Here is a 24,329-nt window from a genome sequence, read left to right as displayed (position 1 = left end):
TATAATTTTAAATAAATAAAAAAGGTAAGATTATGAATATATTCAATTATATGCAGATAATGCCTAATATAAGTGTCGATGCATTTGTTGCACCTACTGCTGTAATTATAGGTGATGTTTGTGTAAGTGACAAGTGTAGCATTTGGTATAACTCAGTATTACGTGGAGATGTAGGCCAAATTGTTATTGGTGTAGGTACTAATATTCAAGATGGGACAATAATACATGTTGATAGGAAATATGGTAATACGAATATTGGCAAAAAGGTTACTATTGGGCATGGGTGTATATTACATGCTTGTGAGATACAAGATTATGTGCTTGTTGGAATGGGATCTATTATTATGGATAACGTTGTGGTTGAAAAGAATGCAATGGTGGCTGCTGGATCATTAATTGTAAGAGGTAAAGTTGTGAAAACTGGTGAATTATGGGCTGGTAGGCCTGCACAATTTTTAAGAATGTTGTCTAGTGATGAAATTGAAGAGATAAGTAAATCTGCTGATAACTATATAGAGCTTGCCAGTGATTACATAACCGGTAAGTTGTAATTTTAGTTACGCTCAAAAGATAATTATCTGTATTGATTGAGAATTTACTAGTGTTTTTTTATTTTATATGAATCTATGCTATGGATGAGTCTATATTCTATGTTTCAATTAATTACTAGATGTAGCATAGGAAGTAGGGTTTTGTATTATTTCATTATTATTGTTTTAAACTATGTTAGTAATATCTGTAAAATGGGTAGATTACTTATGTAGTATAGATTTTAATTAACAATTAAAGTAAAATTCCTTTAATGTGTGTTAATTCTGGTGAATACTTTTATTCAAGTATTTTAATTACTTAGTATATTCTTGATGGTGTGGTTTGTTGAAAATTACTTTTCTGTTATAGGATGGAGAATAAATTCATGTTAGTTATAATTGGTGAAATTAGTGATGTATAAATTATAAATCAAATGTGCTAATTTGTTGACAATGGGAATTTCTATGATTTATGCTATGGATTATACATCATATGATGTTGGGTTTGTATGTAATTTATAGTAAATAAGTAGTTTTTTTTATTATATTTCATATGTCATTTTTTGTGTTGAGTGTAGTCTAAGGAATTTTTTGTGGTGCATTTATGAGTGAAGTACAAGTAAGGGCTGAAAATCTTGGTGGTGAGTCAATATTAGAAGCTCCAATTCGAGTTTCTGTTAAGATTGGTGATAGTATTAAGCAAGGTGATGTATTGTTTATCATTGAAACGGATAAAACTTCTCTCGAAATTGTATCTCCTGTAGATGGAACAGTTAGTAAAGTATTTATAGCAGATGAAGAAATTATAGAACGTGATCAACTTTTATGTACAATAAATGTTGGTGAATTATCACATATTGTCCAGTCTCAAACTCAGGATCCTAAAACAGATAATGGTAATATTATTAATGATGATATTCAGACGTTTATACAGAAAAAAGATGCTCCTTCTGCAGTAAAAATTATGGCAGAAAATTCAATTGATAAGAATCAGATCAATGGGTCTGGTATTGGTGGAAGAATTACAAAATCTGATGTTTTAGACCACATTAATGTTGTTTCAAAAGATCATAGTGTGCTTTCTGAACAATGTAGTATTACTTCTCATGAGAAGAGAGAAGAACGTGTTAAGATGAGTAAAATTAGGCAGGTGATTGCTGCGAGGCTTAAGGAGTCTCAAAATACTGCTGCGATATTAACTACGTTTAATGAAGTGGATATGAAGAATGTTATGGATCTTCGTGTTCAGTATAGGGAGACCTTTGAAAAAAAATATGGTGTCAAACTTGGATTTATGTCTTTTTTTATAAAAGCTGTAGTATTAGCATTAAAAGAATTACCAGTAATTAATGCTGAGATATCTGGTAATGAGATTATATATAAACATTATTATGATATAGGTATTGCTGTAGGGACAGACAAAGGTCTAGTTGTTCCAGTAATGCGTGATGCTGATAAGATGTCTTGTGCTGAGCTTGAGTTAACCTTAGCTTCTTTAGGTAAGAAAGCTAGGGAAGGGAAATTAGAAGTTTCAGATATGGCTGGTGCAACTTTTACTATTACTAATGGTGGGGTATATGGTTCATTATTATCTACTCCTATAATTAATCCTCCTCAGTCTGGTATTTTAGGTATGCACTCTATACAAAAACGACCAGTAGTAGTTAATGATAATTCTATAGAGATTAGACCTATGATGTACATTGCATTATCTTATGATCATAGAATTGTTGATGGACAAGGTGCTGTAACATTTTTAGTAAGAGTTAAACAGTATATTGAAGATCCAAGTAGAATGTTTCTAGAAATATAAATTATGTATATCGGCATTTCACAATCATAGCAGTAATTGTTTAACATCTTGAGTTTCTGTATATTTTACGAAGTAATGTACAAGGTTGCTGTCTGACAATATTAAGTTTTGTGGGTTTTGTTTATTGGTTTATTGTTAAGTAATTATAGTAAAGTATAATAAATGTAATGCAGTTATAGTGCTGATATAGCTAATAGTGACGGGAATATTAGTGTTTACGCATATATAATAATAGAAATTGTATATAATTCTTAGTGTTAATTATTTTATGTTGTTATATAAAAACGATCTCAAAAAGTATTAATTTATATAAAAATAAAATCTAAATTTTAGATGGCTTTATTGCAATGTCTTTTGTGTTGTTATATGAGTTAATGTTAAATTACAAAGTTATGTTATAGTATAAAAATAAATGTAACATTTCTTTAGCTATGCAAAACATATAGAACTTTCTTTATCACTGTGATGTTTTTATAGAGCTATCTATGAACATATTGAGATGTTAACATTGTTGAATATTTTTCTTGTAATTATACGTTAATATATAGGTTATTTGGTAAAAGGTATGAGCTAAATCTTGTGTTAATATAAAAAATTAAATTGTACGGTAATGTAAATGTATTAAGCTACATCTTTTTTGTTAAAAATTTTTGTATTTCTGTCATCTGATGTATAAGGTTGCAAATGCAGAAAATGTAAAGTAGTTTATATGTATGAAGGCTATGGTAGCCTATATAAGATTGCCTACACGTATTATAATTATCTATTGATACTTTTAGTAGTACTAATATGAAGAATATGACTAAATTTTTTTATTACATATAAAAAGTAGCAGCAGTTGTTGTAGAGTAATGTAGCTTTTTGAATGATATCTTATAAATTAATAATGTTAGTACAATATTTTTATAATATTTAAGAAATTAAAGAATCAAAATTTAAAGTTATTATATCTTAATTATCTAAATTTTGTTGATAGGTAATCCTATTTTTTGAATAAGAAGTGTGTAGCTTATGATTAACAAAACATTGTTGATGTATTTCGTAATAGTATATTAACAGAATTTTTGTATGTTTATTTTTTAGAATTTAATAAAAAATTTTATATATTTTAAAAAAAAATTAACATCTTATTGTATTTGTATTACACTGGTTATAAGGTGTGTTAGCGGTGTTTTGTATGTTGTTGAGTAAAGATAAAAATAAAAAGAAAAAAGATCCCAATAATCAAGAAAATGATGAAAGGAATCAAACTGGTGAATCAGGTGTTAAACCTGAAGTACCAAACCAGCAAAGTATTCAAGATATAGGTCAGGGTGTAGTAGAAGGGGCAACAGATGCTAGTGATATGAGTGGTGTTGGAAGATGTGCTTTTTCTGTGACTATAGAGATTGAATCATCTTCATCAACATCTCAGCCAAGTAGTAGTCTTGAAAATATATATATGAGGCAGGGTGCTAGGCCAAAAACTAGGACTCAAAGTAAAGTTGCACAGCAGAGTACAGGACAATTTCAGAGTATAGGGTCACAGAGTAGTTTGCCTCCTGTATTTGTAAAACGTATGGCTGATGTATCTTTGGAAAAGGCAGAATGTGATACATATATATGTGGGACTAAAAGGCGTAGCGATCAAAGCACAAGGTCAAGGGAGGACTTACCTTCTAGGTTTGCAAAATGTGCATCTGATATATTTTTAACAAAGCCACAAAATAATGATCTAGATATTCATGATACTGATAAAGAGAAATTAATACATTCATTAGAAGAATTAGATGTTGCTCTGCCTACTGAGTCTGGAGGTGATCATAATGTTTTATCTGATGTCGTATATAAAAAATGTGTATCCTTACAACAAAAATGTGGCAGTTTTAGACAGTTTAGTAATTCTTGTCTAGCAAGATTAAGAGGTATGCATATGGGATATCTTAATTTTTTTATGAAACGATTGTTTATGGCTCAAGGTAACACATTAGTTATGCGTGGGGAGTACTTGCAGATGTTATCAAATATCACTAAACATTCTGACGAGGCTGTTGTTCTTGTGAAGTTAAATCTTATGTCACAATATTTGCTTGCATTTGGTGCGTATCAGGTAAGCCGGTCAATGTTAACACAGAAGCTTAGTAATTCTGATTTTTATGCAATTGATATTTTGTTATTAGAATTAATATTGGTTTCGTACAAGGAGAGAGTGAATCTTTATTGTGCTCAAAGAGAAGTTCTTAGGATGTATGCTATAATGGATTATAATTCTGGTTATAATCCTAATTGTAGTAATATAAAGTTTTGTTATGTAATGGTGCAATTATTCCGTGATTTATTATCTGCAAGACAAAGTATGGTGTTAGGTGATTTAGATTTACAATTAGTTAATTTATTGATTATCAGTGTTAGTATTCAAATAGATCTAATGAATCGGTCTGTTTATGGCTATCTTAATAACCGTGGTTATAGCACTGGGTGTTGTAAATCTGAGGTTTTAAATTTATGCAATAAAGTTTGTAAGGGATTTTCATATATGTATAATGCAACACCAAATGCAATTAGTAGAGAACATGGTATACCATTACCAAAGGTGTTACTTCATATGTGCTCTTCTAAATTTTGTGATGAGTTGAGCCAAGTAATACAAGAAAATCGCTTACAGTTTCGTAATCTATTAAGCGATATAGTAGAAAATATTAATTACTCAGTTAGAAATGAGGGTCTTGATAATGTTGAGAGGATATTAGGTATATGTGAAGAAATAATCCGTACTCATGGTGTCTGTGATGATCAACAAGAAGAGCAGTCTCAGCCAAATAAAGAAGAGTTGTACTCTTACTTTAGTTTTGATGATGGTTATGGTAGATAATATGACTTTCATCTGAATAAGGCAGTGATATCATTTTTGGTATGAATCATAATAAAAGATGTACACTAGGGTGATGTGATTTTTTATTTTTTTGGACTGTACTGATCATATAGGAAAATGAATTTTAATAAAGTATTGTTAATGATGATTTTTCTATATTTAACTAGTGTTTGTTATATAACTTTTGAGTATTACTACTAGTAGTATTTATTATATTTGCTCTGTCTTGTAATTATGATAGAAGTGAAAGGTGGTGGTGCATACATTCATTATTAACATGTTATGGATAAATGCTATGTTAAATGTATTATAAATGGTTTAATATAGATATTTTTCTGTGAATTTATGATGTATAAGAAATACTATTTAATGGTATTTAACTATCTAGTGTTAGTAAAATCTATGTGTAGAGTATTATCATTGTTATAATGGTGAAGTCATATAAAATTCTATGATACAGAAACAAATCCTTTAAAGTAAACTTAAGCTTATGTTTTGTATTTACTAGACTAAGAAGGATTTTCTGAGTTTTTGCGATAAAAGTCACTACATAGATTATTTAGTTTATTAACTCTAGTACTGTATTATACATATGACATAATAAAGTTTAGTACTTCTATTAGGTATTGACCTCCTAACATAACTATACAAGCCGTTTAATATAAGCTTCCATATTTTAAAATGGTAAAATCACCGAAAATTGTATAATATACAGCCAAATTTTTTAAATTATAAAATAGATAAAGCTTTATTTTATAGGTTAATACAAAAAGTTTCTTAAGTATTTGAGTAAAATCATGACATAAGTTGTTCGATTTACTATGTTGTAGTATATATAAGCAGATAAAATCTAAAACTTTTATTTAGTGGTTTTTACTTTTTATCATACTAAAAGTGATAAGGATAATGCTTTAGGTGTGTTTATACAAACAATATTCTATATGTGGTAAGTGAGATATATTGTGAAAATGTGTACTTATAATAGAATCAACATAATATTTTTATATTAATTTAAAAAGTCAAAGTTTAAATGTTCTTGTGTCTTATTGTATAAGTTTTATTAATGAATAATCATATTTTTGACTATAGAGTTTGTGGTTTGCTATAAATATTACTGATATGTTTTGGTAATAGAGTATGAATTCCTGATTTTGATTTATGTCTTTGTTGTTGTAACTTAATAAGAATTTTATACATTTAAAAAAAAAATTAACACTTTGTTGTGTTTATATTACACTACTTAATAAAGTGTGTTGATGGTTTTTATATGTTATTTAGTGTAGATAAAGGTAAAAATAGGAAGAATTCTAATAATAAGAAAAATGATCAATTCAATAATAGAGGAAAGAAAGTCTGTGCATCAAATGATGAGTCTAACACACAAGCTCAGAATGTTGAAGGTGCAGATCAAGGTCAATGTGTGGGAGCAACTGCTAGTGCTAGTAATGTAGCTGTAACTGAGGTAGGGGAAACAAATGAAGGACTTGTATCAGAGGTTCAGCAAAGTAGTGCACTTGAGAGTGTATATATACAGCAGGGTGCTAGACCAAAAAGTAGAACTCAAAGTAAGGTTGTGCTGCAGAGTATAAAATCACATAGTAATTTACCTATTGGACTTGTAAAACGTACAACTGATGTATCTAAAACGGAGGAAGAATGTAGTATACCTCTTTAGGATTCAGAGAAATTGGTATCTGCTACTATTCTTCAGACTAACAGTGGTCAATTTGGTGTTTGTGAATCTAAGAAAGAATCTGTAATGCAGTCTGTAGAATGTAATCAAACTGTTTTAGAATCTGGTGGTCATAGATCATCTTGTGTACTTAAGAAATTAAAAGTGATGCATTTTAAACTTATTTATATATTGTTATGTCAATTATTTGAGAAGGAAGGTAATGTTTTAGTTATCAAAGATAAATATAAGAAGGTATTTTCAGAAATCACTTCACATGCTTATATGATTGAACCTCTTATTAAATCAAGTATTTTATTGCACTATTTTCTTATATTTAGTGTATATAAAGCTGGTAAGATGATGATAACACGTTGTCTTAGTTCCATTGATTTTTATGCAGTTGACATGATATTGTGTATGTTATTTGACAGTATATGTGATAATGAACTAAATGCTAGTGCCTGTCAGAAGGAAATTCTTGGTATATATCATATGATGCAATGTGATGATGATAAGCCGAATTTTTATAGTATAAAGTTTTATAAAGTAATTCTGGAGTTATTTCGTGATTTAATATATGCGAGAGGAAATCGATATTTCGATATGGTAGAAATACAAGCAGTGAATTTGTTAATTATAAGTGTTGGTATTCAAATAAGTCTATTAGGTAGATCTGTTTATGTGCACTGTTGTGAAACTGGTACTGATTATCAATGTTGTAGATCTGTCATATTAAGGTTCTTACATAAAGTGTATATGGCAATTGCACATATGTATGATAATACAGCAACATATCCGTTGATATATATATGTAATATGCCATTTCCAAAAATAGTGTGTGAAGTATGTTCTCCTGGTTTTGATAGTGAATTTAGTAAATTTGTTGAAAAAAATCAGCAAAAGGGTAAGTTTGGTATTATATGTAAAAGTATTGTAGATAATATATGTAATGTAGCTATGGTGGAAGGTTTTGAAAGTATTTATGCTATGTTAAATATATATGAAAATATGGTTTATGAAATACCTGGTGTTTATGGGCATATGTTAGACTATGAAGATCAGCAGGAACAAGAGCAAGAATCTGAATCAGAAGATGAAGAATTGTGCAAGGGTGCTGGGTATGGTAGATAACTGGTAAGATAATTTATATCTATTCTAATAATAATACTGATTTTATTATAAAAGTTGTATGTGCTAGTAATACAATTCAGTATATTAGTGAGTTTGATATATATTATGAAGATAGATTTTAGTAGTGTACCATTAATGAGTATTTTCTACATTTAGCTAATGTTTAATATATGTAACTTTTTTATTAGGTTTACTATTTAATAATAACATTATTTATTATTATCTACTGATTGTATTAATATGAAGTACAATACATTTTATATATTAATATAAATAAAGTATTTATATAAAGAAAGTTGTATACATTACTTGATAGTATTTGTGTTAAATATATTATACTTAGCTTTATTTGAGAATTTTACTTTAATTGATGGTTCACTGACCCCACACATTTGCTGGTATCTCCATACCAACCATCTAATATAACAGTAACATCTATGTTCAAAATATCACCATCTTTTAAAGGTAAATCATCTGGTATTCCGTGACATACAACAAAATTCTTGGAAGTACATATGGACTTCGGATATCCTCTATATCCCAATGGTGCTGGAATTGCTCCAGAATTGATAATAAAATCATGACATAAATCATTTAGTTTATTAGTAGAAGATTTGGGCTACATATTGAGCAATAAGAACTTTTCTTTTGAGTCGTTCTTTATTATTTAATTATACGTAGATAATAAGATTTTATTTTTAGTCATTAAATACAAGAGTAGAAGTTTTTTTGATAAGATATTGTTATAAATCACAAGTGTTTGTAATAGCATGGAGATCACAGATCATATAAACGGAGTTGGAAAAAATAAGCTAGTTATGTTCAAAACATTAACATCTATAATTATAACAGTCTTATTACAAGAAATAGCTATAAACATTAAATGAGATTCTAATTTCGAATATATAAGGGGGGGGGGGGTGAAAACAGCTTTGTTGTTACAAACAAAAGGATATATTTCTGTATATTAAACAGCTAATGATTAATAATTTCTATATGTAATACATTAGAGAAATTAAAATGTTAGGTATAAAAAATTCTAAGATGACAATATTATGTAATGAGTAGTTCGTGTTTTTGAGAAAATGATTATTTTTATGAAGTAAATAATTATATTATGGAGTATTATGATATTAACAAAAAAAAAATTTGTTAGGAAATTATGAGTAATTTTAATTCTGATATAACTATTTATAGCAAGGAAGATTTTCAATATATGCGTAATGCTGGAAGACTTGCAGCTAAAGTTTTGGATTTTATTATTCCGTACGTACAGCCTGGAGTTTCTACTAATAAACTAAATGATTTATGTCATGATTTTATTATCGATTCTGGAGCAATTCCAGCACCATTGGGATATAGAGGATATCCGAAGTCCATATGTACTTCCAAGAATTTTGTTGTATGTCACGGAATACCAGATGATTTACCTTTAAAAGATGGTGATATTTTGAACATAGATGTTACTGTTATATTAGATGGTTGGTATGGAGATACCAGTAGAATGTATTGGGTTGGTGAACCATCAATTAAAGCAAAACGTCTATGTGAAGCTACATATAATGCGTTAAATGTAGCAATTGCTCAAGTATTTCCTGGGCAAAAGCTTAATCAAATTGGATTGGCTATCGAAAGAGAAATAAAAAAATATGGGTATTCAATAGTAAGAGATTACTGTGGTCATGGTTTAGGTCGTGTGTTTCATGATAAGCCTAGTGTGGTACATTATTATGATGAAAATGATCCAGTTGTCATTAGAGAGGGAATGTTTTTTACGATAGAACCAATGATCAATCTTGGTAAACACCATACTGTTCTTAGTAAGGAAGATGGTTGGACTGTTAGAACAAGAGATTTTTCTTTATCTGCTCAGTTCGAACATTCTTTAGGTGTAACTGAGAATGGTGTAGAAATATTTACCTTATCTCCAAAGAATTTGCATTATCCACCTTATGTATGTTGATTTATAATGAATACTATAGCCTCTTTATTTAATAATGCTGTTGATTTTTTAAATAACCATAATATAGACAATCCAAAGCGTGATGTAGAAGTCATTATAAGACATTTGATGAATGTTGATGGCTTAATTGTAGTAAAAGATCCATATATTTCTCTAAATAAAACTGATACAGAGATATTTTGGGATATGGTAAAAAAACGTGCTTTAAATGTACCTATATCACATATTATAGGTAAACGAGAGTTTTGGAGTATGGATTTTATTGTAAATTCTCATGTATTAGATCCAAGGCCAGATAGTGAAAGTATAATTTCTGCCGTATTCACAATGTATCCTTGTAAAAATCGTAGATTAGTAATAGGAGATTTTGGAACAGGCACTGGATGTTTACTTACGGTTTTACTTTCTTATTATAAGTTAGCAGTTGGTATAGCTGTAGAAAAAAATGTTAAGGCTTATAGGGTAGCATATCAAAATTTTAAAAATCATAAGGTATACAATAGAATTAAGATGAGGTTATCTTCTTGGAATACTTGTTACGAAATGTGTGATTTAATAGTTAGTAATCCTCCTTATATTAGAAGAAATAAGATTATGACATTACAACCAGAAGTAAAGTTGTATGAGCCATATGTTGCTTTAGATGGTGGTCCAGTAGGATTGGAAAATTATTTTAGTATTTTTGTGGTGATAAAGAGATGTTTAAAAAAAAATGGTGTTGCTGTTCTAGAAATAGGAGAAGATCAGCTCCAAATTCATCACATAATTTGTAAATATGGGTTGAAATTTCATTCATACTGTTATGATTTATCTGGCAAAAAACGTTGTATAATAATTAAACAGGTCTGAAATAACTAATATTATTGAGGTTTTAAATTTCCTTATTTTGTATAATCAACAGTGCATTTTTATTTTTAATGTCTTGTGTTTGTTGTTTGTTAAACAAGTGATATATGATCACTCTTGAATAATTTATAATGTGTTTAATATTGAAAATACTCAATCAGAGCTGAATAAGTAATAAAGGTATTATACTTTTATTGGATTGATATTACATAAATATGATATCGTGATATAAATTTTGGTACTGTATTTATTGTGAGAATGTTTTATTATTTTTTGTATATTTATAGCTGATAAAGTAAAACATTTTCTACATTACAAGTTCTAGTTTTTTTATTTATTGTTATAATATGGTTTAATATATTGTATGGCTTTTGATAAGGCATAATCTGTGAAATATGCCCTTCAGGATTGATTAAATATTTAATAAGGTGCTATATAAAAGTTTTTAATATTAATACTTATTACAATAACCTATAACTTTCATATACTTAACATGTATTATTTTGGTTGTTTAAAAATATCTTGTTATAATACTGTTATTTAATTTAATATGTATGAAAAGAGCAGAGTAATGACGAAAGAATCTACCTTGAACCTGAAGTCTATCTACAAGTTTATAGTTTTTGCTAAGTATGTTATATTATAATGTACTTCTCTTAAGTATTATGTTTTGTATATTTAGGTGATGTAGTGCCTTGGTATATATTTTACCAACCTTGAACTACTGCAATATCTTTATCGATTATGGTGTTATTTATATAGGATAGGTATACCCATGAGTAACAAAAGTGGAACTATAACTTTAATTGACCAGATTCATATAGTCTATATAAGTCATCACACCCACCTATGTGTACATCATTAATAAATATTTGAGGTAAGGTTTTCATACCATTGGATTTTTGTATCATTTCATCTTTAAGGGTACTGTTGCCTGTTATATTAATTTCTTCAAATGGTATATTTTTTCTATTGAATAAAGCCTTTGCTTTAGTACAATAAGAACAAAAGTCTTTAGTATATATTATAACCTTTGTCACTGCATATCCTATAATGTTTAACCACGTGTTTGTGGATATCATAGTAATTGAAGAAAGTAAATAGAGAAATTTTATAAATGTTATTATGAAAATAATATATGATTATCTTAACCACGAAAGTAAAGTTGATACTGCTATTACTTTTGGAAATTTTGATGGAGTACATTTAGGACATAAAGCTATAATTGATACTATACGGAATATTGCAACAAAAGAAAATTTAGCATCTGCTGTTGTTACTTTTGAACCACATCCATCAGTGTATTTACGAAATAAACACGGGTTTCTTCTCTTAGATTTTGATCAGAAAATTAAATTATTAGAAAGTTTAGGAATAGATTATTTATATGTGATTAATTTTGATAAAAATTTTTCACAGCTTTCTCCAGAAGTTTTTATTAAAGATGTATTAGTAAATAATTGTGGTATGAAACATGTTATAGTAGGACATAATTGTTCCTTTGGATGTGAATGTTCTGGTAATATAGATTTATTATATTACTATTCGATTATCTATGATTATAAGGTAAAAAAATTGGATCCTTTGTTTGTAGAGAATATTTTGTGTTCTTCTTCAGTAATTAGAGAAAGTCTATCTAATGGAAAGATAAAATTGGCAAATAAAATTCTGGGTAGGCCATATCAAGTTAATGGTAAAGTTATTAAGGGATTTGTTAGAGGACGTGTTATTGGTTTTCCTACGGTTAATATTAATATTGGACATGTATTAGTACCAAAATTTGGAGTATATGCTGCTTCTATAGAAATTAATAACAGTAATACATGGTTACATGGAATTGTAAATATAGGTTTAAGACCTACATTTAATGATATTGTATTTCCTATTTTAGAAATGCATATTTTTGATTTTAATAATGATATATATGATCAATATGTGGCTATTAGGTTATTAGAGTTTATACGTCCTGAGTGTAAGTTTGATAGTGTTGATCAATTAAAACAGCAAATTAATATTGATATTGTTACAGTAAAACAAATTTTATGAAGAAATATATATTAATAATATGCTTATTAGTTTTTATAGACCAAATGAGTAAATGGTGTGTTATGCTCTTGTTGCAAAATATTAGTGTAATAAAAATTTGTAGTTTTGTACAAATTTCTGAGGTGTGGAATACAGGTATAAGTTTTGGTATGATGCATAACCTGATGTATAGTAATCTTATTTTTTGTAGTATTTCTGTTGTTATTACTTCTTTACTGTTTTATTTTTTAATATCAGATCTATTTGATAAAATGCCTATAGCTATTATTATTGGAGGGTCTATAGGAAACATAATCGATAGGATAAGATACGGTGCTGTATATGATTTTATAGACATTTATGTTAAAAACTGGCACTGGCCTGCTTTTAATTTTGCAGATTCTTTTATAGTTATAGGAATAAGCATCATCCTTATGAAAAGTATACCAAAAAATAAAAGAAAATAATTCAGTTATTATATTTTCTTTTGTAGATAATAGTTACTCTTAGTACTATACTTATTCCTTAATTAATGCTATTACATTTCTAATAAATAATAAACCCTTATAAGAAAAAATTACGCTATATATTTAAGCCTCTTCATGAAAGTGTAGACTACAAATGTAAACTTAAACCTTAACTTTTTCAGTAAAAACACACCCAACATACATATATAACTTCTAAGATGACATTATATAAATAGCAGAAAAGAGATTGGTATTATCTAGTTAATACCATTACATAATTGTTCAGAAGATACAAAGCACACTAGATGAGGGTGAGTAATTACTTTCTGACAAATTTTATCTAAACTCTTTTCTGGTATTGGTTGATCACAAATAAAAATATAGCTATTAGATGTTTCTGGGCTAATTACATTTTTAATAGCAAGTGCTACTACTGAGACTAATAATACAGCTAAAGAAGCATAAAGTCCTATACAAAGAGGGTTTGCGAAATCACTTACAGCACTCAAAATGTTAAACTCTTGAGCATTACGTACTATTGATCCAAAAAATACTGATGATGATACAAGAGATATGGATGCACATACCATAAGTGCTACAGTTGAAAGTTTGAATTCATAGCTATGATAGGATGCACCATTATTGTTTTGTTTTGCTTGTTCTTGTCTAATATAGCTGTTACTACAACAGGACACTATACATAGTGTGATAAAAGACAATACAAAAACTGAAATTGCAACTAATAGTGCAATAAAATGAGCTTTAGAAACCAATGAAGGATCACTGAATTGCTTTAATAAAACTGATAAACAATAAACAATTACAGCAAAACTCAATAACATCATTAATAAAAGAGACCTTTGAGCTGGCTCATACCGTGATAAATTAGTGAAAGGTAGCATTTTGATCATACCATAAATAAGTAAACACACCTAACATTTTAGATAACTAATATTATTTTGTCAAGTGTAGAAGGTGCTGTAAAATTCTACTTTTGTTGTCGATACTACAATATTATTTTGTTCTTTAATGTTATAAAATAACTATGAATTTGTAAAATTGTAATACTAAATAATTATTATTAATGGATATAGTAAGTCAGTGTACTGGCGAAACTATTACAGTAGTTAATGTTAATATATACTAATCATTATATTAGGTACTTGTAATAACATTATAATATCTACTATCAAATAAAAAAGTTAATTTTTTCTAAAATCATAATAGATGTAAAATGTGACTTATTATCTTTTTTATAAGCCTTTTTATAACATATATCGATATTTTTAAATAACTAGCCATTTTTTATTTTGGTATTATAAATTTATAGTTTTCTTAATATTATAATAAAGGTATATCTTGCTTTATTAAATTTAAAAGTATATTATTAACTGCCAACTGCCAACTGCCAACTGCCAACTGCCAACTGCCAACTGCCAACTGCCAACTGCCAACTGCCAACTGCCAACTGCCAACTGCCAACTGCCAACTGCCAACTGCCAACTGCCAACTGCCAACTGCCAACTGCCAACTGCCAACTGCCAACTGCCAACTGCCAACTGCCAACTGCCAACTGCCAACTGCCAACTGCCAACTGCCAACTGCCAACTGCCAACTGCCAACTGCCAACTGCCAACTGCCAACTGCCAACTGCCAACTGCCAACTGCCAACTGCCAACTGCCAACTGCCAACTGCCAACTGCCAACTGCCAACTGCCAACTGCCAACTGCCAACTGCCAACTGCCAACTGCCAACTGCCAACTGCCAACTGCCAACTGCCAACTGCCAACTGCCAACTGCCAACTGCCAACTGCCAACTGCCAACTGCCAACTGCCAACTGCCAGGTTTTTATCCATTATGTGGTGGTATAATTGATAATCTATGTAATATATTTCTAAATGTTACAACTAAATTTAATACAAATGTCATACTTGATAGATAGTAATTAAAATTGGTTATTATTAGATAAAAAGTTTAAGGTTATAAAATTAAATATGTATTTATTTTAGGTAATACAAAGTTAATTATAAAGGTTGTTAGATATTATTATTGGTTTGTTTAAAAGTTAATTCTTTAGAATTAGAAATTAGGTGTTTTAAATATGCTAATTAACATAACTACTTTTTTCTAAGTTACTATAATGCAATACTATTGATTGTAAAAATTTTACTGTACTAATTGTTTAAGCTATATTGATATATTTAGTTATATAAGATGTAGATTATTAGTTTATCTTACCTTTTTATATAACTGAGATGTAGCAATGAAACTTAATATTAATGAAAGAACTTCTTGCTTATTGGATGTAAAGTATATTTATGTATGAAAGATTATTGATGTAATTACGGAATAATTGCTAATATATTATAAGTGTAATATTTTCAATATATAGAAGTGATTTTATAAAGTTTGTTTATGGATGTATTTACTTACAAATATTGTTTTAGTAGTAATACTTCTTTTTTTAATCTTGTTAATTATAGTCATATAATTAATTGAAAATTATGCTAAAAGATGACTAGTTTTTGACATAATCTAAATATGTAACAATACATATATGTTTTATATGAGTTGTTTAGTATAAATAATAAAAATAGGGTGTATATATCTGTATAGATGGTACATATAAAACTGTATATTATATCATAGCGGAATGTCTATTTTCAGTTATGTACTAGTACAATGCTACTAGTTGACTTTTTGTATTTCTAACATATTTTGTAATTGTGAGGTCATATTTTTTAAAAAACATAAGTGATAAATCAAAAAATATTAACCTAATCACAATTACGTAATGTTATATATACTGATATTAATTAAGTATATTTTGCTTTACATTAATTTCTTTACCGTCGATATTATTATTCTTTCCAACTTCAATTATAACAAAATCATTAGATAAGATTTTTTTTGCTATTCTATTGACTTCATCTAATGTAATAGCTTCGTAATAAGAACTATGCTGATTTATATAATTGGTATCTAAATTATATAGTTGCATACTTAATAATGTATCTGCGACATTGTCGTTATTAAGTAATGAAAGTACAAAAGAATTTATTATACTAGACTTTGCATTTGAAAAGGTCATTTCATCAATACCATTATTTTTGATGTTTTCTATGGTTTCTTTAAATACTGACATACATTTTGTTACTGTAGTGCTATCAGTGTATAGTACTCCTTTTAGGATATTGCTATGATCCATATTATCGAGTTTAGTGCTAGTATGATAAGTTAATCCTAACTTATCACGTAGTTCTATCATTAATATTGAGTTTAAACTTAGTCCACCTAGAATGGTATTAAATAAATCTGCAGCATAGTAATCTTTGTTATTATAAGGTACTCCATCTATTGCAAACATTATTACACTTTGTGGTATGTCTCTGGCAACATATAATAGGCGATTTTTTTTGTTAATAGTGGTATCTGATATAGTGTTATTGTTGTTGCCAGATGGTAATTTAGACAGTAGGTATTTATCTAGTAAATTCGATAGTTTAGTTGGGTTTATGTCTCCTGCTGCGCTGATTACTATTTGATTCTTATCAAAACTACTCTTAATGTATGATTGTACATCTTCTTCATTAATATTGCTAACAGTACTTATTGTTCCGTAATCTCTGTTGGAATATGGATGTCCTTCAAATATAGCATTGAATAATTCAGATTCTGCTATAAAGTTAGGGGCACTATATAAAGACTTAATCTGTGTAATCTGTTCATCTTTTACTCTGTCAAATATTTCGTCATCATTTGTTGGATATAACAAACAATCACTTAGTAACGATAGTGCATATTCAAGGTTTTCAGATAAAGTTTTTACAGTGATATAAAAATTATCTTGATCTATGTTAAATGTTAGTTCAATCCCCTTACTTTCAAGTTGCTTGATAAAATCAATGCCACTGCTATTCTGTGATCCTTCTTTTAATATTTGTGATGTAAAATATGCAAGCCCTTGCTTATCAGGTGTATCATATGCATACCCAGCTTTTTTAAATGCGAGTGTTAATGAAATAATTGGTAAGTTATGATGTTCAACATATAAATAACTGACATTATTTTTGGTGGTAGCTTTTTGTATATTAATATTTACATTATTATCTGCGTAAGCATTATAAAAACTGCCTATAAAGAAAATTAATGTTGTTATATAGTATAATACGTTTCTCATAATTATGCCCCTGATTTAGGTAATAAATGTCCAGCAAATTTTGCTTTGTTTTGAAAAATGTTTTGTAAGGTAGAGTTTACATCATCAATAGTTATGTTATCGATTAAATTGAACATGTTGTTGATTTCTGATAGTGGTATTCCAATAACTAAACTGATCCCGTAAAACTGTGATATAAAATCTAATCCATCAAAAGCATAGGTCATGCTTGCTTTTGTTCTATATTTTGCAGCTTCCAAGTATTCTTCTGGTATACCATTTTCTATATAATCATTTATACATTTATAGATTTCTTCTTCTACTGTTTGTATAGTAATACCATCTTTAGGGACAGCGTGAATACTAAGGAAAGTGTCACTATATACTAAATGATTATAATCAGTGCTTATAGATGTTACAATAGGGTTATTGAGTACTAAGTCATTATATAACATACTGAATCTACCATTACCCAGTATTTCTGCTGTAATCATATTTGTGATGTAATTTTTTGTCAGCTTACTTGGTATTTGATTCATTAAAAATAATTCTGGTACTTCAACTGATTCATCTTCTAATGTTATTGTCATATTTACTTTATGTTGAGGTTCTAACCTTGGAACTCGTGGAAATTCTTGAGTGCTAGGTTCTATTTTTCCATAATATTGTTTTGCTAGCTTTATGACTTCATTAGAATCCACATCTCCTGCTACAAGTAGTATTGCGTTATTAGGGCTATAATGTGACTTATAAAAAGCTTCTGCTATTTTTTTATTATATTGATTAATTTCATGTTCCCATCCTACTACAGGTCTAGAATATCCGTTATAGTAAAAAGCATTTTCCATCTCTTCTTCTAGTATGGTACTTGCTTTACTTTCAGTACGCATTTTTCTTTCTTCCAACACTACCTTTTGTTCTCTAGTGAATGCATTGTCAGTGATTTTTAAGTTTTTCATTCTATCTGATTCAATGTCCATTACAAGAGGCAAATATTGTTTTGGTACTAATTCATGGTACATAGTAAAAGATGCAGAAGTACCTGCATTGAATTGAGCACCTATGCTGCTTAAAGTTGAGATCAGATTTGGAAATTTTTCTGTACCACTGAACATTAAGTGTTCAAAGAAATGTGCTAGTCCTGAGTATCCTACTGGATCATCAGATCCACCTACTTTATACAATACCATATGCATGACTGCTGGACTGCGATTATTAGGTAAGATGTATATTTCCATTCCATTATCTAGCTTTTCATGAATAACTTCAACATTAACTGATATAGCATTATTGGTTGTTATACAGAAAATAATTAAGAATAAAACAAAAAATCTAACCATGATTTTAACCTTTGTAATGATTTAATTTAATAAAAACTTACGCATAATTTATAAATATGAACATGCTAATAAGCCTATTACTTTTTTATTGTAAAACTATTAATTTTACTATGCCGACTTACTTCAATAAATATGTAACACAAACTAAATAGTATTAAGTTACTTACTCATACTATAATAGTTAAGGCTAGGTTATTTATAATCCAAAATGCCAAATTGTAAATATAAAAAGAAAAAAAACTATAAATATATAATTGGTCAATACTAAGTAGATATATTTTTAATGTCAGTTGAAAATTACTCTGTTAATTACTGGTTTATATTTTATGGTAATAGTGTCATTATTTGATATAAGTTTATTAGTACTTTTTTATATATGTTTGATGTGTTCGTTTTATGTTTATTATATAAAATGAAGTTATGAAGTGTTAGGTTATAATTTCTCTTAAAGATGTACATTTTTACAAGATTACTTTAAGTGGTTTTATATATTATTAGCAAATTTATCTAATAAGATTTAGTTGTGTTTAACAACGTATTATACAATTTATGTATTTGAAATGTTGTATAAATTTGGGATTTTATATAAGTATTAGAAATGTCATCTTATGTAACATTTGTGTGGTTTTTTATATTAATACATAAGTCATTGTAATTTTAATTATTTTTTTGAAGGTTGAACACTATTTTTCTTTACTAGTATTTTTTATTAGATTGCTGAGGGAAAAGTATATTTATTAATATTTGACTTATTGGTTTCCTTGTATAGCTTTAAGTTATTGTATACTATACCTTCAGTATTATTGGGTATGTGTTAAACGAATTGTTGTTATAGCTTAGAGCTAGGGTATTTGTGAATATTGTTATTATGTCCTAATTATAAATATTATGTATTTTTTCATATCCTTTAAAGGTTAACGTTGTTATCAAGCCATAACTTCAATGTTTAGTTTACGTGTTATAATTATGGGAAGCTTTTTTTCGTTTTTTGTTGTGTGCTTGTTGTGAAAGAAGGGTATTTGTTAGTTTTGACGATTTAGTGGGTTTTTTATATGTAACTTAAATGGTTATGAGTAATACCTTTAGTATGTATTAAAGTAATGACTTTTTTCATTTTTTTATAATGTTTTGTTATAATTAAAGGCAAGATATTTACTAAAGTTTTTGTTATCTACTAACTATAAAGTAAATATTTGTTCATATTATTACTGCAACTATTTAGGTCTATATATATACAAAAATATACAGTATATTTTTTATATTTAAATAGTATTAAATATTATATGAGTTTAAATAATTGCTATGGCTATGAGTTCAGTATTTTATCTTAAATATTAAAAGGTTATTTTTATTTCTGAGATGTTTATTATATATTCTTAATTATTTTGTGTTTTCCTTATATTTAAAAAATGTATATGAGAGAGTGATTAACTTTACATCTGATGTTTCAGGGTCAGTTTCTATATTTGGATCTATAAAAAATGATACAGGCATAATAGTTTTTTGATAAGGAGATAACGTTTGTTTGGTAAAACAGAAGCAGGCTACCTTATTGAAATATTTACCTACTTTGTAAGGGGTAACATTATATACAGCCATACCTGATACGTATTCATTAGTTAAATTTTCTGCTCTATAAAAAATTAATTTTTGTTCTCCTGGTTTGACAGTTGTGTAAGGTATTTCAGGATAAAATTTCCATGGAAGTTCTTTATTTATGTCTGCATTAAATCTTATTTTAATGGTAGTCTTACCGAGTTTAGATTGTGTTGCTGTAGCTGTTCTGACGGTTCCTCCATATCCTGTAACTTTACAGAATATGCTGTATAATGGTACTGAAGCATATACTAAACATAACATAGATAGTATGATTAATATTAATAAATAGATAGTATTTTTTGCTTTTTGTGTCATTTTATTTTGTAATTAATTTTTGCTAACATTAGACTAGCAGCTTTCTGTTCAGCTAGTTTTTTGTTATGACCAGTTGCATGTAATGTTTCATGTGAATTGATCCTTACTTCTACAGTAAAACAAGGATTGTGATCTGGGCCAGATTTGTTTATTATATGATAACTTGGTGCAGGAAATCCTTTACTTTGTGCCCATTCTTGTAAGATAGTTTTTGCATCTTGTGGTGGTACTTTCATATGTGTTGCAGAATTTTTCCAGAATAGAAAAATAAAGTCTTTTGCTGCTTTTAATCCTCCATCAAGATATATAGCACCTATTAATGCTTCTAATGCATTTTCTAAGTTGTTAGAATTGTTAGCTCCACCACAACTTCTTTCTCCATCTGACATGATAATAAATATTCCTAAATTTATAGATTGTGCAATTTCTACTAGTTTTGTTCCACAAACCAAAGCTGTTTTCTTTTTTGCAAGGTTACCTTCTGTATCATAGGGAAAAATATTGAATAGCATTTCGGAAATTACTAAATTTAGCACAGCATCTCCTAAAAATTCAAGTCTTTCGTAATTGAAATTATTATTGTCTTTAGAAAGAACACTTGGGTGAGTTAGTGCTTCATTAAGCAATTGAGTATTTTTAAAATCATATTTGATAATTTTTGATATAGCATTTGTGATCATTTATTCTGAATAATAATGGGATATATCATGTTTAAATTCCCTTTTATCAATAGGAATATTACTGCTAATATTGTAAAATTGAATGCTGGTTTTAGAATCTGGATTTAATATATTTAATCCAACTATAGTAATTGGGTCAGTATTAAAAATAACTTCTGCATATAGGTCTGACTTTTTATCATGCAGAGTTACAATTTTTTGGTTATTTACTGTATCTATATTTATAAAATCTATAGTTGATATGTTTTTTATATCAGAGCTGAGTAGGCCAATTATAGGGTTATTAACAATGGTATAAGAATATTCTTCTAATTCTCTGTCATAGTAAGAAATAGTTGTACCTTTAATTACAATAGATACTGGAGTAGGGGGATAATAATCCCATTTCAATAACCCTGGTTTTTTCATCAAAACATATCCATAACGTGGAATATCCTCAGAAGAAGAAATTTGCATAAAATCTGCTTTAAAAGACCGTACAGCATCAAAATATGTAAGAGAATTTGTTTTAACTGTGTTATCTGTTTTTGTATTAATTGAGTATGCATTACAGATATAGTATGAGTTTAACAAAACTGCTAAACAAAATATACATAGTAACTTTCTCAATTGCATAGTTTACTTACTTCTTTAACTTAACAGGAATAAATATTGATGGAAAGTTATTTCTGTGGACAAGCAATGCTACAGACTTATTTCTATTTGTTTTTTTTATGGCATTCTTAAAATCTGATATGTTAGCTACTGCTAGTTGGTTTATTTGTGATATTACGTCTCCTTTCCTTAAATTTTTACTTGGGGCATCATTTCCATGTTCTGCTTTTAATACTATTACTCCTGTGATAGTATCTTCTGTACATTTAGGTAGCATATTAGGTTCTATGTTACCTACTGTTAAACCTAATTCAGGTGATTGGAAAACGTTTTTTATATTCTGGTAGATCTCATTACTCTGATCCTGTAAATTAGGGTCCTCAAATTTTCCCATTTTAACATTTAAATTTATTAATTTACCATGACGTGATATCAAGATATTTGCATCACTACCTGGCTTAGATCTTAGTACAGATTGATATAGCTGTGATCCAGTAGTGACCTTATTATGATTAAACTCAAGTATTACGTCTCCTGGCAATATAGTTGCTTTATTTGCTGGACTATCCTTAACTACAGTTGTTACTAAAATTCCTGTTACTTCTTTTAACTTAAAAGGTTCTATTAGCTCTTCTGTTACGGGCTGCATTACTATACCAAGCCAACCATGTTCTACCTTTTTACCTTGAGAGAGGACTTTAATTATAGGAATAGCACTATTAGATGGAATTGCAAAACCAACTCCTATACTACCTCCTCCACGTTGTGTTGACATCATTGCTGTGTTAATTCCGATTACTTCTCCATGTATATTGAACAATGGACCGCCAGAATTACCGCTATTTATTGCTGCATCAGTTTGTAGAAATTCTGTTGCTCCGATTTTTAAATCTCTTGCTCGTGCAGATATAATACCAATACTTGCAGATCCTCCGAGGCCGAATGGATTACCTATTGCAACTACCCAATCTCCTACTTTAGCAGAGTTAGAATCACCGAAACTTAAGTATGGAAGGTTTTGGTTAACTTCAACTTTTAATACTGCAAGATCAGTTTGTGGATCTATACCTAAAAGTTTTGCTGGTACAGACTTATTATCACTAAATGTAACAAAAATTTCTTTTGCATTTTGTACAACATGATAATTAGTTACAATAATGCCTGATTTATCAATTACAAAACCTGAGCCTGAACTTAATATCTCTTCAGGTACAGCTTTTTTAATTGATTTTCCTTCAACTAAACTTTTTAATAGCTCTTCAAAATTTAATAACATAGAAAGTTGTTCGGATGATGAATCCTGAATTATACTAACGTTTACTATTGCTGGGCTTGAATCTTGAATTAGCCGAGAAAACCCTGATCTTGGATCATATTGCTCAATATCTTCAGAAGATGAACTAACTAATGGTACGGTTGTTAGTAATAGTACTGATATAACTAATAAAAATTTCCTCATTAATTACCTCCCTGCTTATTAAAAAAATTAATAAAATCATTGTTAGGTGATAAAATGATTTTTGTATTTTTTTTATTAAAAGCTTGTTTATATGCCTGCATGGTTCTATAAAAACTAAAAAAATCTGGATCATTTTTTAAGGCATCATTGTAGATTTTTGATGCTTTTGCTTCTCCAGTCCCGCGTATTATTTGTGCTTCTTTTATTGCGTTTGCAATAATAATACGAGTTTGTAAATCTGCATCAGATTTTATGCGCTGAGAAGCTTCTTCTCCTTCTGCTCTAATTTCCTTTGCTTCTTTTTCTCGATCTGTTTGCATTCGCCTAAATATAGCAGTACTATTTTCTTCTGGTAGATCTGCACGTCTTATTCTTACATCTATCATTTCTATTCCAAATTTTTCAGATTCTTTACTAACACCTTCTTGTATTACAGTCATGACTTCTGATCTTGCTCCATTTAAAAAATTAATTAGTGATACTGTACCTATTTTTTCACGAATATTAGATTCAATTATAGAACTGAGCCTATTTTGTAATCCTATTTCGTTTCTAACTGTTTGGTAAAATTTTATAGGGTCTACAATTTTGTATTTTGCGTAGGAATCCACAATAAATCTTTTTTGATCTGCAGCAATTACTTCCCTTGAATCAGGGCTGATATCAATGATCCTTTTATCAAAATATACGACTTTTTGTATCACAGGCATCTTAAAATATAGGCCACTAGTGTTTATTTGCCTAACAACACGTCCAAACTGTAAAACTATTGACTGGTGTGATTCATCTATAATAAACACTGAATTTAATAATACAATTACCATTATAGCAGCAAGAATGCCTAATACCAATTTAACTGGTGATTTATTCATGAACTTAC

At 28.5% G+C, this 24,329-nt stretch carries 19 protein-coding genes and 1 pseudogene; 9 read left to right on the top strand and 11 right to left on the bottom strand.

Annotated features, from left to right (window positions below; translation table 11 throughout):
• The first annotated feature begins 32 nt into the window (after window positions 1-32).
• From ERUM_RS04435 to ERUM_RS04415, 5 genes are all read left to right on the top strand, one after another.
• Entirely contained in the window at window positions 33-551 is a 519-nt protein-coding gene (locus tag ERUM_RS04435; RefSeq protein WP_011155500.1) for a gamma carbonic anhydrase family protein, read from the top strand.
• A 583-nt stretch (window positions 552-1,134) separates the two neighbouring features.
• Entirely contained in the window at window positions 1,135-2,343 is a 1,209-nt protein-coding gene (gene odhB / locus ERUM_RS04430; RefSeq protein ID WP_011155499.1) for a 2-oxoglutarate dehydrogenase complex dihydrolipoyllysine-residue succinyltransferase, read from the top strand.
• Window positions 2,344-3,520: 1,177 nt separating this feature from the next.
• Window positions 3,521-5,194 carry a hypothetical protein gene (locus ERUM_RS04425; protein ID WP_231837216.1) on the top strand — a complete coding sequence of 558 codons (1,674 nt, stop codon included), beginning with the start codon at window positions 3,521-3,523 and terminating at the stop codon, window positions 5,192-5,194.
• 1,267 nt (window positions 5,195-6,461) lie between these two features.
• Window positions 6,462-6,869, top strand: coding sequence for a hypothetical protein (locus ERUM_RS04420; protein WP_231837215.1), 408 nt, complete (start codon window positions 6,462-6,464; stop codon window positions 6,867-6,869).
• A 12-nt stretch (window positions 6,870-6,881) separates the two neighbouring features.
• The gene (locus tag ERUM_RS04415) at window positions 6,882-8,000 is read left to right on the top strand and encodes a hypothetical protein (RefSeq protein WP_011155496.1); all 1,119 of its coding nucleotides are present in this window, start codon (window positions 6,882-6,884) and stop codon (window positions 7,998-8,000) included.
• A 332-nt stretch (window positions 8,001-8,332) separates the two neighbouring features.
• Here the strand turns inward: ERUM_RS04415 and ERUM_RS04410 are convergent.
• Window positions 8,333-8,610, bottom strand: a pseudogene (locus tag ERUM_RS04410) (M24 family metallopeptidase); the annotation flags it as partial.
• A 552-nt stretch (window positions 8,611-9,162) separates the two neighbouring features.
• On the opposite strand from ERUM_RS04410, the gene map reads away from it, so the two are divergent.
• Together map and ERUM_RS04400 are read left to right on the top strand one after the other, a co-directional pair.
• A complete protein-coding gene (gene map / locus ERUM_RS04405; RefSeq protein WP_011155495.1) occupies window positions 9,163-9,963 on the top strand; it encodes a type I methionyl aminopeptidase in 801 nt (266 codons plus the stop codon).
• A 6-nt stretch (window positions 9,964-9,969) separates the two neighbouring features.
• The gene (locus ERUM_RS04400; protein ID WP_011155494.1) at window positions 9,970-10,812 is read left to right on the top strand and encodes a HemK/PrmC family methyltransferase; all 843 of its coding nucleotides are present in this window, start codon (window positions 9,970-9,972) and stop codon (window positions 10,810-10,812) included.
• Between the two features lie 791 nt (window positions 10,813-11,603).
• Here ERUM_RS04400 and grxC read toward each other — a convergent pair.
• Complete coding sequence (gene grxC, locus ERUM_RS04395) at window positions 11,604-11,849, bottom strand: glutaredoxin 3 (protein ID WP_044148753.1); 246 nt, start codon at window positions 11,847-11,849, stop codon at window positions 11,604-11,606.
• A gap of 85 nt (window positions 11,850-11,934) precedes the next feature.
• Here grxC and ERUM_RS04390 point away from each other — a divergent pair, with 85 nt between their 5' ends.
• Together ERUM_RS04390 and lspA are read left to right on the top strand one after the other, a co-directional pair.
• A complete protein-coding gene (locus ERUM_RS04390; RefSeq protein ID WP_011155492.1) occupies window positions 11,935-12,855 on the top strand; it encodes a bifunctional riboflavin kinase/FAD synthetase in 921 nt (306 codons plus the stop codon).
• Window positions 12,852-13,301, top strand: coding sequence for a signal peptidase II (gene lspA / locus ERUM_RS04385; RefSeq protein ID WP_011155491.1), 450 nt, complete (start codon window positions 12,852-12,854; stop codon window positions 13,299-13,301). Before ERUM_RS04390 ends, lspA begins: the two co-directional genes overlap by 4 nt.
• 257 nt (window positions 13,302-13,558) lie before the next feature.
• Here lspA and ERUM_RS04380 read toward each other — a convergent pair whose 3' ends face one another.
• The 9 genes from ERUM_RS04380 to hflC form a co-directional block, all read right to left on the bottom strand.
• Window positions 13,559-14,203, bottom strand: coding sequence for a hypothetical protein (locus tag ERUM_RS04380; protein ID WP_231837213.1), 645 nt, complete (start codon window positions 14,201-14,203; stop codon window positions 13,559-13,561).
• A 439-nt stretch (window positions 14,204-14,642) separates the two neighbouring features.
• On the bottom strand, window positions 14,643-15,140 hold the full coding sequence (locus ERUM_RS05165) for a hypothetical protein (RefSeq protein ID WP_197524285.1): 498 nt from the start codon (window positions 15,138-15,140) through the stop codon (window positions 14,643-14,645).
• Between the two features lie 975 nt (window positions 15,141-16,115).
• A complete protein-coding gene (locus ERUM_RS04370) occupies window positions 16,116-17,483 on the bottom strand; it encodes a M16 family metallopeptidase (protein ID WP_011155489.1) in 1,368 nt (455 codons plus the stop codon).
• A gap of 2 nt (window positions 17,484-17,485) precedes the next feature.
• Complete coding sequence (locus ERUM_RS04365) at window positions 17,486-18,802, bottom strand: M16 family metallopeptidase (RefSeq protein WP_011155488.1); 1,317 nt, start codon at window positions 18,800-18,802, stop codon at window positions 17,486-17,488.
• A gap of 1,380 nt (window positions 18,803-20,182) precedes the next feature.
• Window positions 20,183-20,716, bottom strand: a complete 534-nt coding sequence (locus tag ERUM_RS04360; protein ID WP_011155487.1) for a cytochrome c oxidase assembly protein — start codon at window positions 20,714-20,716, stop codon at window positions 20,183-20,185.
• Entirely contained in the window at window positions 20,713-21,396 is a 684-nt protein-coding gene (gene rnc, locus ERUM_RS04355; RefSeq protein ID WP_011155486.1) for a ribonuclease III, read from the bottom strand. Before rnc ends, ERUM_RS04360 begins: the two co-directional genes overlap by 4 nt.
• Complete coding sequence (locus ERUM_RS04350) at window positions 21,397-22,011, bottom strand: outer membrane lipoprotein carrier protein LolA (RefSeq protein ID WP_011155485.1); 615 nt, start codon at window positions 22,009-22,011, stop codon at window positions 21,397-21,399.
• A 7-nt stretch (window positions 22,012-22,018) separates the two neighbouring features.
• The gene (locus tag ERUM_RS04345) at window positions 22,019-23,449 is read right to left on the bottom strand and encodes a Do family serine endopeptidase (protein WP_011155484.1); all 1,431 of its coding nucleotides are present in this window, start codon (window positions 23,447-23,449) and stop codon (window positions 22,019-22,021) included.
• A complete protein-coding gene (hflC, locus tag ERUM_RS04340) occupies window positions 23,449-24,321 on the bottom strand; it encodes a protease modulator HflC (protein WP_011155483.1) in 873 nt (290 codons plus the stop codon). Before hflC ends, ERUM_RS04345 begins: the two co-directional genes overlap by 1 nt.
• Window positions 24,322-24,329: the final 8 nt, after the last annotated feature.

Origin of the sequence: Ehrlichia ruminantium str. Welgevonden, assembly GCF_000026005.1 — a bacterium.
Classification (GTDB): Bacteria; Pseudomonadota; Alphaproteobacteria; order Rickettsiales; family Anaplasmataceae; genus Ehrlichia; species Ehrlichia ruminantium.
This window is presented reverse-complemented; position numbering and strand designations above follow the sequence as displayed.

Excerpts from the sequence above, each read along its gene's own strand:
- ERUM_RS04435 (WP_011155500.1), top strand. The coding sequence starts at position 33 with ATGAATATATTCAATTATATGCAGATAATGCCTAATATAAGTGTCGAT.
- odhB (WP_011155499.1), top strand. The coding sequence starts at position 1,135 with ATGAGTGAAGTACAAGTAAGGGCTGAAAATCTTGGTGGTGAGTCAATA.
- ERUM_RS04425 (WP_231837216.1), top strand. The coding sequence starts at position 3,521 with ATGTTGTTGAGTAAAGATAAAAATAAAAAGAAAAAAGATCCCAATAAT.
- ERUM_RS04420 (WP_231837215.1), top strand. The coding sequence starts at position 6,462 with ATGTTATTTAGTGTAGATAAAGGTAAAAATAGGAAGAATTCTAATAAT.
- map (WP_011155495.1), top strand. The coding sequence starts at position 9,163 with ATGAGTAATTTTAATTCTGATATAACTATTTATAGCAAGGAAGATTTT.
- ERUM_RS04400 (WP_011155494.1), top strand. The coding sequence starts at position 9,970 with ATGAATACTATAGCCTCTTTATTTAATAATGCTGTTGATTTTTTAAAT.
- ERUM_RS04390 (WP_011155492.1), top strand. The coding sequence starts at position 11,935 with ATGAAAATAATATATGATTATCTTAACCACGAAAGTAAAGTTGATACT.
- lspA (WP_011155491.1), top strand. The coding sequence starts at position 12,852 with ATGAAGAAATATATATTAATAATATGCTTATTAGTTTTTATAGACCAA.
- ERUM_RS04380 (WP_231837213.1), bottom strand. The coding sequence starts at position 14,203 with ATGCTACCTTTCACTAATTTATCACGGTATGAGCCAGCTCAAAGGTCT.
- ERUM_RS04370 (WP_011155489.1), bottom strand. The coding sequence starts at position 17,483 with ATGAGAAACGTATTATACTATATAACAACATTAATTTTCTTTATAGGC.
- ERUM_RS04365 (WP_011155488.1), bottom strand. The coding sequence starts at position 18,802 with ATGGTTAGATTTTTTGTTTTATTCTTAATTATTTTCTGTATAACAACC.
- ERUM_RS04360 (WP_011155487.1), bottom strand. The coding sequence starts at position 20,716 with ATGACACAAAAAGCAAAAAATACTATCTATTTATTAATATTAATCATA.
- rnc (WP_011155486.1), bottom strand. The coding sequence starts at position 21,396 with ATGATCACAAATGCTATATCAAAAATTATCAAATATGATTTTAAAAAT.
- ERUM_RS04350 (WP_011155485.1), bottom strand. The coding sequence starts at position 22,011 with ATGCAATTGAGAAAGTTACTATGTATATTTTGTTTAGCAGTTTTGTTA.
- ERUM_RS04345 (WP_011155484.1), bottom strand. The coding sequence starts at position 23,449 with ATGAGGAAATTTTTATTAGTTATATCAGTACTATTACTAACAACCGTA.
- hflC (WP_011155483.1), bottom strand. The coding sequence starts at position 24,321 with ATGAATAAATCACCAGTTAAATTGGTATTAGGCATTCTTGCTGCTATA.